Source organism: Solwaraspora sp. WMMB762, assembly GCF_049179115.1.
Taxonomy (GTDB): Bacteria; Actinomycetota; Actinomycetes; order Mycobacteriales; family Micromonosporaceae; genus Micromonospora_E.
This window is the reverse complement of sequence record NZ_JBMHMD010000001.1, coordinates 5,011,524-5,026,413: the sequence shown is the minus strand read 5'-3', so window position 1 is coordinate 5,026,413 and position 14,890 is coordinate 5,011,524. Positions and strand designations below refer to the sequence as shown.

Genomic DNA, 14,890 nt, shown 5'->3' with positions numbered 1-14,890 from the left:
CTCTGGAAGGAAAGAACTGACATGTCGACTGCTGCCCGACTACGCCGCCGAACATTGCTCGGCGGCGGTGCCGCCGTGACCGCCGCGCTCCTCGCCGGTTGCGGCGCCGACACCCCCGCCGATTCCGACAACGCCGCAGGTTCCGCCACCCCGAAGCGGGGCGGCCGGCTGCGGGTCGCGTTCGCCGGTGGCGGTGCCACCGAGAGCCTCGACCCGCACCTGGCGAACCTGTTCAACGAGGCGTCCCGGGCCAAGGCGATCTTCGACAAGCTCGCCGACTACGGCCCGGACGTGTCGATCCAGCCCCGGCTCGCACTGGGCTGGGAGCCCAACGCCGACCTCACCCGCTGGCGGGTGCCGCTGCGCGAGGCGACCTTCCACGACGGCCGGCCGGTGCGGGCCGCCGATGTACTGGCCAGCTACGCCCGGATCACCGACCCGGACCGGGCGTTCCGCGCCAAGGCCAGCCTGTCCCTGATCGATCTGCGGGCCAGCCGGGCCGTCGACGACCGTACGGTCGAGTTCGCGCTGACCCGTCCGTTCGCCGAGTTCGGCAACGTGCTCGCCGCGTTCGGCGCGTACATCGTGCCTGAGGGCAGCGAATCGTTCGACCGGCCGATCGGCTCCGGGCCGTTCACGTTCAGCAGCTTCACCCCCGGTACGTCGCTGCTGCTGGCCCGGTACCCGGACTACTGGGACGGCGCCGCGCACCTCGACGAGCTGGAGTACGTGATCGCCAACGAGGAGTCGGCGCGGGTCAACGCGCTGCTCGCCGGGCAGGTCGAGTACGCGCACGACATCAGCCCCACCACGGCCCGCAGCTACGCCGCCGACGACCGGATCGCCATCACCCGGATGGCCAACAGCGGCCTGCAGGGCTTCACCATGAAACTGGACCGCCCCCCGTTCGACAACCGGGACCTGCGGGAGGCGATGTTCCTGCTCACCGACCGGCAGCAACTGGTCGAGACGGTCCTGTCCGGATCCGGGCAGGTCGGCAACGACCTGTTCGGCAAGGGCTACCAGTACTACGCCGACGACATCCCGCAGCGCGAACCCGACCTCGACCGGGCCCGCGCGCTCATCGACCGGGCCGGCGCAAGCGGCCTGCGGATCCCGCTGGACACCGCGCCGGTGGCCGCCGGGTTCGTCGAGGCGGCCAGCGTCTTCGCCGACCAGGCCCGCGCGGTCGGGCTGAACGTCGAACCGGTGCAACGCAACAAGGACACCTACTGGCGGGAGGTGCTCGACAACGGAGTCATGGCCTGCTTCCGCTCCGGTGCCATGCCGATCGAGACCCACATCTCGCAGCGGCTGCTGAGCACCTCCACGACGAACGCCACCAAGTGGATGCGGCCCGAGTTCGACGACCTCTACGCCACCGCCGTGTCCAGCGCCGACGAAGTGGGTCGGCGGCAGGCGTACGGCGACATGCAGCGGATGCTGCACGCCGAGGGCGGGCTGCTGGTGTGGGGCTTCGCCGACTTCCTCGTCGCCACCACACCCCAGGTCGGCGGGGTGTCCGCCGATGCCCCCGCCAACACCCTCGACTGGGCCCGCTTCGACAAGGTGTGGCTGGCTTGAGCCTGACCCGCTACACCGTACGACGGCTACTGCTCGGCGTCGGGCAGGTCGCCGGCATCACCACCATCGTGTTCGTGCTCACCGAGGCGCTGCCCGGCGACGCGGCGGTGGTGATCGCCGGTGACCAGCCCGACCCGGAGCGGATCGCGCTGATCCGCGAACAGCTCGACCTCGACCAGCCGCCCTGGCAGCGGTACCTCGACTGGCTCGCCGGCCTGCTCCATGGAGACTTCGGCGTATCGCTGATCTCCCAACGGCCGGTCCTGGACCTGATCGTCGGCAGCGCCGCAGCGACCGTACTGCTGGCCGCCGCGACGCTGCTCGTCCTGGTCCCGCTCGCGATCGGCCTCGGCATGCTCGCCGCCCGGCGCGAAGGCGGCCGGCTCGACCGGGCCATCAGCGCCGTCGCCGTCGGTCTCTACGCGGTGCCGGAGTTCGCCCTGGCCATCCTGCTGGTCGCGGTCTTCGGCGTACAGCTGGGCTGGTTTCCGCCGACCGCCGTCGGCACCGGCCCTCACCTGCTCGCCCAGCCGGCCGTGCTGGTCCTGCCGCTGCTGGTGCTGCTGGCCCGGCCGATCTGCTCACTCAGCCGGCTGACCCGCGCCGGCATGGTCGACGCGCTGCGGTCCGAGTACGTCGCCCACGCCCGCCGGCTCGGCCTCGGCGCCGGTCGGCGGTGGCTGGCCCACGCGCTGCCCACTGCCGCCGCCCCGGTCGTGCAGCAGCTCGCCCGGACCACCGACTGGCTGCTCGGCGGCGTCATCGTCGTCGAGGCGGTCTTCGTCATCCCCGGTCTGGGCACCGCACTGGTCGACGCGGTCGCCGCCCGGGACGTCCCCACCGTCCAAGGGCTGTGCGTGATCGTGGCGGTCACCACCGTGGTCGTCAACCTGGCCGCCGACCTGGTCGCGTTCCGGCTCGCCCCGCGTACGGCCGGTGCCCGATGACCGGCCGGGTTCCAATGATCAGCCGGGCTCGGCGGACCGGCCGGGTTCCGCGCCTGGTCACCGGGGTCGTCCTGCTCGCCGTACCGCTGCTGCTCGCTCTCGCCGGTCCGGCCCTGGTCGGCGACGGGACGGACCGGACCCGGCCGTTCGACCAGGCTGGGCTGCTCGGCACCGACTTCGTCGGCCGGGACGTCACCGGGCAGATCCTGCTCGGCGGCCGGTCCGTCGTCGCGGTCGCCGCCGCCGCGACCGCCCTGGCCTACCTGGTCGGCGTACCCGTCGGTCTGTTCGCCGCCCTCACCCGCCGTCGTTGGCTCGACGAGGTGCTGATGCGCCCGCTGGACCTGCTCCTCGCCGTCCCGTCGCTGCTGCTGCTCATCCTGCTCGCCGCCACCGCACCCCGGGGACCGGTGACGCTGGTGGTCATCGTCGCCGTCATCGCCCTGCCGGAGATCGCCCGGATCACCCGCGCGGCGGCCCTGCCGCTGGCCCACGGACCCGCGATGGAGGCGATGCGGCTCTACCGGGAGACGTGGTGGCGGCGGGCGGTCGGGTACGTCGCCCGGGGCATCCGCCGGGTCCTGCTCGCCGACGCCGGGATCCGGTTCATCGGCGCCGTCTACCTGGTCGCCACCGCCAGTTTCCTGGGCATCGGCGTCGCCCCGGACGCCGCCGACTGGGCCGTCATGGTCGACCGCAACCGCGCCGGGATCTTCCTGCAGCCGTGGGCGGTGGTGGTGCCCGCCGCGCTGCTCGTCGCGCTCGCCGTCGGGGTCAACCTGGTCACCGATCACCTGCTGGCCGCCCGACCGGAGGCCACGAAGTGATCCGGGTCGACGGGCTGTGTGCCGATGCCGGTGGACAGCGGCTGCTGCGCGACGTGTCGTTCACCGTGCCGGCCGGCGGCCTCCTCGCCGTCGTCGGTCCGTCCGGCAGCGGCAAGACCACCCTCGGGCGGGCGCTGCTCGGCGAGGCCGGACCCGGCGTCCGGCTCACCGGCGACGTCGAGATCGCCGGTCGACCGGTCACCCCCGACACGCCGCCGGCTGGCGGCACCGTCGGCTACATTCCGCAGCAACCGGCGGCGGCGCTGACCCCGGTACGCCGGATCGGCCCGGTGCTGCGCGAGATCGCCCGCCGGCACACCCCGGCACCGTCGCGCCGGACGCGGCGCGCGGCGATCCGGCAGGCGGTCCGGGCGGTGCTGGCCCGGGTCGGCCTGCCGGACGACCGCGACCTGCTGCGGCGCTACCCGCACCAACTCTCCGGCGGCCAGCAGCAGCGGCTGGTCATCGCGCACGCCCTGCTGGCCGGTGCCCGCGTCCTGGTCGCCGACGAACCGACCACCGGGCAGGACAGCCTCAACCGCCGCGACGTCGCCACCGAACTACGCCGTCTCGCCGCCGCCGGCGTCGCGGTCGTCCTGCTCACCCACGACCTGCACCTGGTCCGGGCGGTCGCCGACAGCGTCCTCGTGCTCGACCGGGGCACCGTCGTCGCCACCGGCCCGCCGGAAGCGGTCGTCGATCACACCGGCCCGGCCCGGCCAGCGCCGACCCCCACCGACCGGCCAGCGCCGACCCCCGCCGCTGACCCGCCGGGCGGTATCGGCCAGCTGCTGCGGGTCACCGGGCTCACCGCAGCGCACCACGGCAGCACCGTCCTGCACGGCATCGACGTGGTCATCGGCCCCGGTCAGCGCCTCGCCCTGGTCGGTTGCTCCGGCAGCGGTAAGACCACCGTCGCCCGGTGCCTGGCCGGCCTGCACCCGCCCAGCGGCGGCAGTATCGAAGTCGACGGCCGCCGGCTCGCCGGCTCGATCGACCGCCGGCAGCGGGCCGACCTCGCCGCCGTGCAGTACGTCTTCCAGGACCCACGGGCCAGTTTCCAGCCGTACGCCGTCCTGCTCGACCAGGTCGCCCGCCCCGCCGTGCGGCTGCACCGCCAACCGCCCGCCGACGCGCTGCGAACCGCCCGCGACCTGCTGCGCCAGGTGGGGATCGACGATGAACTCGCCGCCCGCCGACCCGACCGGCTCTCCGGCGGTGAACTGCAACGCGCCGCTCTCGCCCGCGCCCTGGTGGCCCAACCCCGGCTGCTGGTCTGCGACGAGATCACGTCCGGTCTCGACCGCGTCAACCGGGACCGGATCCTCGACCTGCTCGACGGGCTGTGCCGCACGCACCGGCTCGCGCTGCTGGTCATCACGCACGACCCGGACGTGGTCGGCCGGCTCGCCGACCACGTCACCGTGCTCGACCACGGCCGGATCGTCGAACACGGTCCCGCCGCCACCCTGCTGCGCGCCGGCCGGCAGCCGCTGACCCGCGCCCTGCTCGACCCTGACCTGCCGCGACCGCGCGACCCCGAACCACCGCGACACCTGCCACGACCCGCAACCACGTCCAGCACCGGAGAGATGAGCACCACGTGAACGACCAGAACATCGGTCCGTACGACATCCGTACCGCCACGCCGCAGCACCTCGACGGTGCCCGCAGCGTCATGCTGGACACCTTCTACCAGGTGTTCGGCTACGGCTACCAGCCGCGGTGGCACGCCGACGTCATCGACCTCGCCGGCACCTATCTACGGCCTGCGCGGCATGCGCTGTTCGTCGCGGTCAAGGGCGACGAGGTGGTCGCCACCGCCGTGCGCGCCGCCGCGCCGAACAGCCCGCCGCATCCCCGGTGGCTCGTCGAACGGGGCGCTCGTACGCACCTACGGCGGAGCGGTCAGTCTCTCCACAGTCTCCCGCACCGACCGCGCCGTCGACCAGCGGCTCAGCCTGCAGGAGCAGGAGAAGGAGAAGATCGCGGCACTGGCCGCGGCGTTGGTCCAGGACAGCTCGACCATCATGATCAACGGCGGGACCACGACCCTGGCGGTCGCCCGCAACCTGGGCCAGCACCGCGACCTCACCGTGGCGACGAACAATCTGCTGGTGCCCGGGGCGCTGCCACCCACCGCCATCCGCGACATCTACGTCTTCGGCGGCGCGGTGCGCACCCTGACCCTCGCCACCATCGGCCCGGTGCGGTTCCGGGCCACCAGCGGCGCCGAACTGGACATCAGCTGCGACCTGGCGCTGATCGGCGTCGGCGCGGTCGATGCGGAGGCCGGCTACACGACCAGCAACCTCGCCGAAGCCGCGATGATGCAGGAGATGATCTCGCGCGCCGGCCGGGTGGCCATCCTCGCCGACTCCTCGAAGTTCGGCCGCCGGCTCTTCGCCCAGGTCTCCGAGCTGGGCAGCGCGGACTACCTGATCACCGACACCCTGCCGCCCGCCGAACTACGGGAGGCCCTGGCCGCGAACGAGGTGAAGGTCATCACCCCGCCGGCCTCACCACGACAGCGAGGGGCCCGCAACGCGGTCTGACGGGCACGATCTCCACTCACCAACGGCTGCCCTGCTGGAGCCCGCCGGAACGTCTTATCCGTCGCCCCCACTTGCGTCGTCGCCCCTTCAGTGCGGGACAATCCCTTCATGACCGAGGACTGGGAGCTCCCTTCGGGCTCCAAGCTGGACACTGCCGTTCCGCACTCGGCGCGGATCTGGAACTACTGGCTCGGCGGCAAGGACCACTTCGCGGTCGACCGGGCCGCCGGCGATGAGGTCATCGCCCACATCCCGGACATCCCCATCGGAGCCAAGTCCGAGCGCGCGTTTCTCCAGCGCGTGGTCAGGTTCCTCGTCAGGGACGCCGGCATCCGCCAGTTCCTCGACGTCGGCACCGGTCTGCCCTCGGCGGACAACACCCACGAGGTCGCGCAGTCCCTCGACCCGCGCTGCCGGGTGGTCTACATCGACAACGACCCGCTCGTCATGGCACACGCGCGGGCGCTGCTGACCAGCACGCCGGAAGGCAGTTGCGACTACGTCGAAGCCGACCTGCGGCAGCCGGACGCGATCCTCGCGTCCGCGCGGCGGACGCTCGACTTCTCGCAGCCGATCGGGCTCATGCTCCTCGGCGTCGTCAACCACATCATGGACGACGACGTGGCGTACGGCTCCGTCGCGCAACTGGTGCAGGCGATGCCCGCCGGCAGCCACCTGGTGCTCACCCATTCCACGGCGGAGATCCACGGCGAGCCGATGCTGCGCGTGATGCGGGAAACCACCGAACGCGGCGGCACGCCGATCCGCGCCAGGACCAAGGTGGAGCTCGAACGCTTCTTCGACGGGTTGGACCTGCTGGAGCCCGGCGTCGTCACCTGCTCACGCTGGCGCCCCGACCCGGAGTCCGACGAGCCCGAGGTCTACCTGTTCGGCGGTGTCGGCCGCATCGGCTGAGCCACCACAGGTCATCTTGTCGTCTGGCGGTCAACCGTTCGTGACGGCATGTCGGCGGTAGCGGCCGGGTGGTTGGCCGTGGAGGCGGGCGAAGGCGCGGTTGAAGGCGAACTCGGAGGTGTAGCCCATCCGGTGGGCGATGGTGGCGACCGGCAAGGTGGTGTCGCGTAGCGTGCGGGCGGCCACGTCGAGGCGCCAGCGGGTGAGGTAGGTCAGTGGCGGTTCGCCGACGTGGCGGGTGAAGCGCCGGACAAGGGTGGCACGGGAGACGTTGACCGTCGCGGCGAGGGTGTCCAGGGTCCAATCGTGACCGGGTCGCTCGTGCAGCACGGCCAGAACCTGCGCGGTGAGCGGGTCACGTAGGCCCCGCAGCCACGATGGGTTGATCGTGTCACCTTCGGTGTCGAGCCAGGCCCGCACGACGTGGATCAGCAGCAGATCGAGCAGGCGTACCGCAGCGGTACCCGAGCCGGTGGCGGCACCGCTGCGGGTTTCGTGGGCCAGCAGGTCCAGAACCGAGCGCAGCCACGGTCCGCTCGCCGGTTGGGCGGTGGCCACGTGCAATACCGGCGGCAGTAGTCCCAGCAGGGGGTGGACAGCGGCCGCGTAATGGTAGCCCGCGCACAGGATTCGGGTCCGTACGCCGGGCCCGTCGAGCACCAGCTCACCATTGGGACGGATGAGGCTGCGCTTGAGGTCCTCATCGAAGCGGCGCGTCGGCAGACCCGGATCGCTGGCCAACTGGTGACGCGCCCCGGCCGGCAGCAGCACGAGGTCACCCGGGGTCAGTTGGCGCGCCGGCGCGTCGCCGACGCTGAACCAGCAGGTGCCTGCCACGACGGCGTGGAACGTGGCACCCTGTCGGGCAGGCAGTTCGATGGCCCAGGGAGCCCGCGCGTCGAAGGTCGCCATCAGGCTCGCGTCGACCCGCGCCAGCTCCAGCACGTCGCCAAGAACATCCACCCGCCTCAGTCTAGGTCCGCAAACGACATACGAGCAGGCGGGATGAGACTGAGGGACAAGTGACCGAGTAGTACGGGCATTCATCATCTCACCGGTGAGCGGCAGGGTGGATGGCATGGAGATCACGGGAAGCACCACCGTCATCACCGGAGCCAACCGCGGCCTGGGCCGCGCCCTCGTTGACGCCCTGCTCGAGCGTGGCGTCAAGCACATCTACGCCAGCGCCCGCAACCCGCAGGCGGTCCGCGTCGATGAGCGGATCACGCCCGTCGCCCTCGACGTCACCGACCGGGCCGCCATCAAGCGGCTCGCCGCCCTGGCCACCGAAGCCGACCTGCTGATCAACAACGCTGGCGCGGCGGCGTTCGCCGCGGCCCTGAACGCCGACCCCGACGGGCTGGCCCGGGAGTTCGCCGTCAACTTCACCGGCCTCTACGACATGGTCCGAGCGTTCACTCCGGCACTGGAAAGAAACAGGGGCGCGCTGGTCAACGTGCTGACCCTGCTCGCGTACGCGCCGGCACCACCGATGGCGGGTTACTCGGCGTCCAAGGCCGCCGCGCACTCGCTGACCCTCGCCTTGCGACCGGCACTGACCCGATCCGGGATCAGCGTGCACGGCGTCTACCCCGGCGGCATCGACACCGACATGCTGACCGGTGTGGACACGCCCAAGGCACCCCCCCCGGGCCGTCGCCGACGCGATCCTCGACGGCATCGCGGCCGGAGCCGAAGACATCTACCCGGATCCGACGTCCGCGCAGATGAGCGAACTGAGGAACACCGACCCGCGGGCCTTCACCGCAGCGTTCACCGCCATGGGCTCCTGAACATCGCCACGCGGTGCGGGTAGGTCGCGGATCGGTGGGCGGTGGTGAACGGGTGCCTGAACGGATGGCGGCGTTGCGGTCACCCTTCGCTCAGCGGTTCGACTCGTCCCGCCACGCGATCCAGTCCTTCAGTACGCCGAGGTCGTAGCGCGGCCCGAACGCGCCGACCGTGAACATCGAGACGCCCAGGGCCCGCAGCTGCTCGCCGAGCACATCGGGCGTTCCCGCCGGCGTGGGCGCGCCAGCCACCGCAGTCGACACCTCGATCGCGGCGGGGTCGCGGCCCACGTCGGCGCAGTGCCGGCGCAGCACGGCCATCTTGTGCGCGAGGGTCGGCGGGTCGCCGAAGCAGTGCCAGATGTCGGCATGCTCGGCCACCAGCCGCAGGGTCCGGCGTTCACCGGCGCCTCCCACGAGGACCGGGATCGGCCGGGTGGGCGGCGGGTTGAGCCGGGTCCATCGAGCCCGGATCCGGGGCAGATCCCCGCTCAGGCGGTCGAGGCGCCCGCCGGCCGTGCCGAACTCGTAGCCGTACTCCTGGTAGTCCCGTTCGCACCAACCGGCACCGATGCCGAGGACGAGCCGGCCCTCGCTGATGTGGTCGACGGTGCGGGCCATGTCGGCGAGCAGGTCGGGGTTGCGGTATCCGGTGCAGCTGACCAGTGTGCCGATCTCCACCCGGGAGGTCGACTCGGCCCAGGCGCCAAGCATCGTCCATGCCTCGAAGTGCCGGCCGTCCGGATCGCCGTCGAGCGGGAAGAAGTGGTCCCAGTTGAAGATGATGTCGACGCCGAGCTCCTCAGCCGCCACTGCGGCGTTGCGGATCTGGCGGTACTCGGCGTGCTCCGGCTGAATCTGCAGGCCGATTCGCACGGGCCTGTACATGTCGTTTCCTCCCATCGTCGCGGGCGTCGTGCCAAGGCGGGGCGATGCTCAACGTCCGGCTCCGGGCCGCCGCACCGCTCGCGCAGACGCGGTGCGGCCCTGGCTGTCGGCCGGCTGTTGCGGGCGGCGGTACTCGGTGAAGTGCTCCTCGCGGAACAGGTCCGGCCACCGACCTCGGTCGAGGCGCAACTCGCGGCCGCGCTGCAGCATGCGTCGCCAGTACGGCTTGACCGGCGGCCACTTGCTTCCGGCCTGGCAGTACGAGGTGTCGATGAAGTAGCGGTCCTTGGTACGCCCGTCCGGCCGGGGCCGCCGGGCGTGGAAGAGTGCCGAGTGCAGCACGACTGTCGAGCGCGCCGGGAGTTGCTCGAGATTGAGCTCACCGGGTAGCACGGTGGTGCCGAAGTGGGCGCGTGCGGTCTTCGCCACCCGCTCCCGGTGCGAGCCGGGGAGCACCACCAGGCTCGACGTCCCATCGTCGAGGCCGTCGAGGTAGTGCAGGGTGTGGACCATGCGGTGGGCCGGGTCGACCTGCGGCCCGTACTCGTAGTCGTGGTGCCAGGCCTTACCGGGGAGTCCGGGTGCCTGGCGGTCGCTGTGCAGGTGGTGGAAGGCGAACGCCGGTCCCAGCAGCCGGATGAGCAGGTTCATCAGCGGGGGGTAGGCGATCAACTCGCCGTGCGTCGGCATCTCAAGCTCCATCAGCGGCGGCGTACCGTGCTTGTCCGGATCGACGCAGCTGTCGATCGACCGGGCGCGCAGTCCGTCGTCCACCCAGCGATCCACCTCCTGCCGCAGTCGGTTCGCCAGGTCGACCGGCAGGAAGCCGGGAAGGATCAGATACCCCTGGTCGTCGAACTGGTTCAGCTGGGCGTCGGTGATCGCCGGGTTCGTGAACATGTCCATCTGCAGCGTGGTCACGTCGTCGACTCCGTTCTGTGCGCGGTGTGCGCCGCAGCACCGTCGGGCGTGGTTTGGGCCACCTGGCCGGATCCGCATACGCGAGGCAGCACCAGGCAAACCATCGAGCAAGTTTGGCAACATCTTTGCCATCTGGCAACCCTCGCTCGCGTTGCCCACCTCGCTCGTGTTGCCTATCCTTGCCAGATTGGGCAATATGCCGGTATGGGCACCCCACTGATCAGCATCGTGATCCCCTACAAGCAGCGCCTCGACAACGTGCGCATGGTGTTCGCGTCCCTCGCCGAACAGACGCTCGACCGCGCCCGTTTCGAGGTCGTCGTCGGGGCGATCGGATACGACCACGGCTACCTGCGGCTGTGCCAGGAGTACGCCCGCCGCCTCGACATCGCGACCGTGATGGTGGAGCGGCCCTGGAACACCAGCCACGCCCGCAACATCGCGCTGCGGCAAGCGTCCGGCGACGTGGTCGTACTCCTCGACGCCGATGTCATGCTCCCGCCCCGCTGTCTAGAGTCGATGCATCGCCGGTATTTCGCCGACGGGACTGCCCGGTGCGTGATCGGGCAGTTGATCGGCTACGACAACTTCTCGACGACCGAGGCGGTGGCCGCCGCGCCGTTCAGTCGCCACCGCGCCGTGCTCGCCCGACTGGATGCGACAACCGGGCTGCGGGAGGACCCTCGCTGGCGGTTCGAGCCGGTGACGCTGCCTTGGACGATGGTATGGACCGGTTTCGTCGCCATCTCCGGTGACGTCGTGCGCCGGCACGGAATCTACTTCGACGAGGACTTCTGCGGCTGGGGTGCCGAGGACCAGGAGTGGGGCTACCGAATCGCCGCCACCAACACACCGATCCTGCTCGGCACGGACCTCTGCGGCCTGCATCTGCCGCATGCCCGCGACGCGGAGATCAACTTCGCGGCCTTCGCGACCAACAAGGCTCGTTTCCTGGCGAAATGGCCTCGGCCCGACGTCGAGTTGTTCCGGGCCAGCGACTCCTGGGTGGCAAACCGTGAGATTGGCGCGCTCCGCGCCGAGGTAAGCACCGCGCTCGACGGCGAGGGTCAGTCGCTGGGCGTCGCCCGCGGCACCGCAAACGGCGTCGATGTCCTGGTGGTGGGCCTGGCCCTGGACGAGGCCGGCGAACCGGTGGAGGACGTGCTCGACCCGGGGACTCCGCGACAGGTGACGCCGCTGATCGGCCTCGCCCTGCCCTACGCCGATGGCGACCTGGCTGAATGTCGGGTGTTGCCGCGCGTACTGCGGCTGGGTGAGCGTTTCCGGGACATGGTGCTGGCCGAGGCTGCCCGGGTGGCCCGTCGGGTGGAGACACCGTCGCCGTCCGGGAGCTGACGTTGACGACTCAGGCAACTTTTGGCAAGATTTGGCATAAGACACGACTTCTGTCCTGAAAGGGGACTCCGATGTCGCCAGACCCGATCGGCGTCGTGACACTGACCCGGCACCGCCACCAGATGCTGCGCCGCGCGATGGCCTCCGTCCTCGCCCAGGACTACCCGGGTGACATCGAGCACATCGTCGTCATCGACGATGATCCGGAGTCGGTGGCGGTGGTGGAGTCAGCCCCGACAGCCCCCGGTCGGCGCACCGTCGCGCACCTGGTTGAGCGCTCACCACAGGAGCGCGAGGAGCCGCCGCGTGACCGGCGCTTCGTCTATCCGCGGCTGTCCCGGCTGTTCAACACCGGTGCGCGGATCTCGTCTGCCGAGTGGATCGCCTTTCTCGACGACGACAACGAGTTCGAGCCGCACCACCTGAGCAGCCTGCGCGACCTCGCACGGCAGACGGGCGCCGACGCGGTGCACTCCGGACGCACCATGTGGAACGCCGACGGCACGCCGTACACCGATGAGGTGTGGCACACCTCGTTCACGTACGAGGAGGGCCGGCGGCTCTATCAGCTCATGGTGGACCGGGGCGTCCGTTTCCCAGGGTCGAACGTCGTGATGGACCGTGCCGATCCCGGCATTCGCAGCGCCTCGTTCCGTCCCAGCACGGTCACCGGTCCCGATGATCCGATCATGACCGTCGACCAGAGCGTCTGGCTGCTGCGCCGCGAACTGCTGCTGCGCCTGCCGATCCCAGAGGAGTTCACCGAGGAGGACCACGCCAACAACGTCGCGCCCGACGACAAACTTCTCGGCAGGCTGGTGAGCAACGACGTGCCGATCTTCTCCACCGGCGCGGCGACCGTACGGTACTACCTGGGCGGCGTCTCCAACTGGAAACAGCGGGAGACCGTGGCCGCGGCCCGAGCGGCTGCGGCTACGGCTACGGCTGACTGACGGGGAGCCCGCACCACCCGTGACCATAAACACACTACCAGTGATCACGACCGTGTCGAAGGGAGCGCTGACAGCGTGCGGATGCATGCCGACCAAGTGGACATCACGGTGGCGGACGTGGCCTGCCTCGTCGCCGAACAGTTCCCCCGGTGGCGGGACCTCCCCGTCCGGCCGGTGACCTCGCACGGCACGGTCAACGCCCTGTTCCGGCTGGGCGACGATGTCGTCCTGCGGTTCCCGCTCCGCCCCGACCCGGGCGCCACCGCACGGGCGTCGCTGGAGCACGAGCAGGACCTCGCGCGCCTGATCGCCCGGCACACCCGACTGCTCGTGCCCGAGCCGCTCGCGGTCGGCCGGCCCGCCGCCGGCTATTCCGGATGGTGGACAGCGTACGGGTGGATCCCCGGTGACACCGTAGAACCGGGCACCGGCGTCGACCAGCTGGAGCTCGCTCGCGATCTCGCCCGGTTCGTCGGTGAGTTGCAGAGCATGGATACCGGCGGGCGCACCTGGCAAGGCCGCGGGCGTGGTGGCCCGCTCACCCGGCTGGCCGAGTCCGTCGATGGCGCGCTCGCCGACAGCGCCGGGCTCGTCGACGTGCGCCGGGTAGCAGAGGTCTGGCGGCAGTGCCTCGCCACCGGCAGGCATGACACCCCGGACGTGTGGATCCACGCCGACCTGATGCCCGGCAACCTGCTGTTGCGCGAGGGCCGGCTGGCCGCCGTGCTCGATCTCGGTTCGGCCGGAATCGGCGATCCCGCAGTCGACCTCATGCCGGCGTGGAACCTGCTGGACGACGAAGGGCGACGGGCGTACCGCTCCGCGCTGCGGGTGGATGATCTGACCTGGGAACGCGGCCGTGGCTGGGCCGTCGCGCAAGCGATCATGGCGCTCCCCTACTACCAGCACACCAATCCGGTGATGGCCGACACCGCTCGACGGACGCTGGCTGCGGCGGTCGCCTGAACGTCTCCTGCGCGGGTGCTGTCCGGTCACGTGTTTTACCAAAACTTGCCATCCCCGTTGCCAAACAGGAACTCCGGTGGCAACGTTATGCATCGATGACCGTTGAGCCACGGACGACGCAGTTCGCACGCCACGTCCGGGCCTACGCCCGCTCGGAGGACCTATGCCCTACGCAGGAGTCTCCTGGAGTGGCGATGGATATCGCCTCGCCGTACTGGACGACACAGGCGAACCGGTGGCCGCGCCGGCCTGGTTCAACGCCGCCGACGTCGACGCCATGATCGATCATCTGCACACGATCGGCGCACCTGCGGTCGTGGTGGACAGCACCAACGGCATTCTGGACGGCCGGATGATGGCGGCCGGCCTCGTCGTGTACCGCGCAGACCCGCATCTGCTGCCACCGCGACCCGACTTCGGCTCGGTGCCCGCCGATGTGCTCGCCCGCGCCGCCTGGCGTGACCTCGGAAGTCTGGTCAGGCTCGACCCCACCCGCGGCACGCAGACCGGCCGGGAGCACGTGCTGCGGCGCGACGAACAGGCCAGCGCCGCTGCGCTCGCCGCGATGGTCGACAAGCACCGCTGCGTGACCCACGGCGACCGGGGGCGGCCCACCCTGGCGCTGACCTTCGACGACGGCCCTGCGCCCGGGTACACCGCCCAGATCCTCGACGTGCTGCGCCGCTTTCAGGTTCCTGCGGTGTTCTTCTGCGTCGGGATGAACGCCGCGGCTCACCCCGATCTGCTGCACCGGATGATCGACGAGGGACACACCGTCGGAAACCACACCTGGTCCCACCCGTTCCTGCCCGAGCTGGCCCGGCACCAGCTGCTGGAACAGCTGGAGCGGACGAACGAGACGATCGAGAAGGCGACCGGCGCGGCGCCTAGGCTGTTCCGCCCGCCGTACGGCTCGCGCACCCCGGAGGTACTCGAGTGGCTACGGCCGGTCGACTCCACGATGGTGCTGTGGGACGTCGAACCGGTCGACTGGGCCATGCCCGGCACCGAGATCATCGCCGAACGCGTGCTCGACACCACCCGCAACGGCTCGATCGTCCTGCTCCACGACGGCGGCGGGGACCGGTCACAGGTCGTGGCGGCCCTGCCCCGCATCATCGAGGGCCTACTGGAACGTTCCTTCCGGTTCGTCGCGGTCGACGAGTTCGTCACCGGCGGGAGGTGAGC

At 70.8% G+C, this 14,890-nt stretch carries 13 protein-coding genes and 1 pseudogene; 11 read left to right on the top strand and 3 right to left on the bottom strand.

Features of this window, described 5'->3' with window-relative positions:
- Positions 1-21 precede the first annotated feature (21 nt).
- From ACN27J_RS22445 to ACN27J_RS22420, 6 genes are all read left to right on the top strand, one after another.
- Positions 22-1,584 (top strand): ABC transporter substrate-binding protein, encoded by a 1,563-nt coding sequence (locus ACN27J_RS22445; protein ID WP_421369253.1) that lies wholly within the window; start codon positions 22-24, stop codon positions 1,582-1,584.
- Positions 1,581-2,531 (top strand): ABC transporter permease, encoded by a 951-nt coding sequence (locus ACN27J_RS22440; protein WP_421369251.1) that lies wholly within the window; start codon positions 1,581-1,583, stop codon positions 2,529-2,531. Before ACN27J_RS22445 ends, ACN27J_RS22440 begins: the two co-directional genes overlap by 4 nt.
- Positions 2,532-2,545: 14 nt before the next feature.
- A complete protein-coding gene (locus ACN27J_RS22435; RefSeq protein WP_421369249.1) occupies positions 2,546-3,358 on the top strand; it encodes an ABC transporter permease in 813 nt (270 codons plus the stop codon).
- Positions 3,355-4,965 carry an ABC transporter ATP-binding protein gene (locus ACN27J_RS22430; protein ID WP_421369247.1) on the top strand — a complete coding sequence of 537 codons (1,611 nt, stop codon included), beginning with the start codon at positions 3,355-3,357 and terminating at the stop codon, positions 4,963-4,965. The genes ACN27J_RS22435 and ACN27J_RS22430 overlap by 4 nt, the downstream gene beginning before the upstream one ends.
- A 171-nt stretch (positions 4,966-5,136) precedes the next feature.
- Positions 5,137-5,913: a DeoR/GlpR family DNA-binding transcription regulator gene (locus ACN27J_RS22425; protein WP_421369245.1), complete on the top strand. Its 777-nt coding sequence runs from the start codon at positions 5,137-5,139 to the stop codon at positions 5,911-5,913.
- Positions 5,914-6,021: 108 nt separating this feature from the next.
- The gene (locus ACN27J_RS22420; protein WP_421369243.1) at positions 6,022-6,828 is read left to right on the top strand and encodes an SAM-dependent methyltransferase; all 807 of its coding nucleotides are present in this window, start codon (positions 6,022-6,024) and stop codon (positions 6,826-6,828) included.
- Positions 6,829-6,858: 30 nt separating this feature from the next.
- Here ACN27J_RS22420 and ACN27J_RS22415 read toward each other — a convergent pair whose 3' ends face one another.
- Positions 6,859-7,791: an AraC family transcriptional regulator gene (locus ACN27J_RS22415; protein ID WP_421369241.1), complete on the bottom strand. Its 933-nt coding sequence runs from the start codon at positions 7,789-7,791 to the stop codon at positions 6,859-6,861.
- Positions 7,792-7,906: 115 nt separating this feature from the next.
- Here ACN27J_RS22415 and ACN27J_RS22410 point away from each other — a divergent pair.
- Positions 7,907-8,621, top strand: a pseudogene (locus ACN27J_RS22410) (SDR family NAD(P)-dependent oxidoreductase).
- 90 nt (positions 8,622-8,711) lie between these two features.
- On the opposite strand, the gene ACN27J_RS22405 reads toward ACN27J_RS22410, so the two are convergent.
- Together ACN27J_RS22405 and ACN27J_RS22400 are read right to left on the bottom strand one after the other, a co-directional pair.
- Positions 8,712-9,506 carry an LLM class F420-dependent oxidoreductase gene (locus ACN27J_RS22405; protein WP_421369239.1) on the bottom strand — a complete coding sequence of 265 codons (795 nt, stop codon included), beginning with the start codon at positions 9,504-9,506 and terminating at the stop codon, positions 8,712-8,714.
- 48 nt (positions 9,507-9,554) lie between these two features.
- Entirely contained in the window at positions 9,555-10,427 is an 873-nt protein-coding gene (locus ACN27J_RS22400; RefSeq protein WP_421369238.1) for a phytanoyl-CoA dioxygenase family protein, read from the bottom strand.
- Positions 10,428-10,475: 48 nt separating this feature from the next.
- On the opposite strand from ACN27J_RS22400, the gene ACN27J_RS22395 reads away from it, so the two are divergent.
- The 4 genes from ACN27J_RS22395 (at position 10,476) to ACN27J_RS22380 (ending at position 14,888) form a co-directional block, all read left to right on the top strand.
- Positions 10,476-11,783: a glycosyltransferase family 2 protein gene (locus tag ACN27J_RS22395; protein WP_421369236.1), complete on the top strand. Its 1,308-nt coding sequence runs from the start codon at positions 10,476-10,478 to the stop codon at positions 11,781-11,783.
- A 71-nt stretch (positions 11,784-11,854) separates the two neighbouring features.
- Positions 11,855-12,736: a glycosyltransferase family 2 protein gene (locus tag ACN27J_RS22390; protein ID WP_421369234.1), complete on the top strand. Its 882-nt coding sequence runs from the start codon at positions 11,855-11,857 to the stop codon at positions 12,734-12,736.
- An 81-nt stretch (positions 12,737-12,817) separates the two neighbouring features.
- Positions 12,818-13,702: an aminoglycoside phosphotransferase family protein gene (locus ACN27J_RS22385; RefSeq protein WP_278173120.1), complete on the top strand. Its 885-nt coding sequence runs from the start codon at positions 12,818-12,820 to the stop codon at positions 13,700-13,702.
- A 163-nt stretch (positions 13,703-13,865) separates the two neighbouring features.
- Positions 13,866-14,888 carry a polysaccharide deacetylase family protein gene (locus ACN27J_RS22380; RefSeq protein ID WP_421369232.1) on the top strand — a complete coding sequence of 341 codons (1,023 nt, stop codon included), beginning with the start codon at positions 13,866-13,868 and terminating at the stop codon, positions 14,886-14,888.
- Positions 14,889-14,890: the final 2 nt, after the last annotated feature.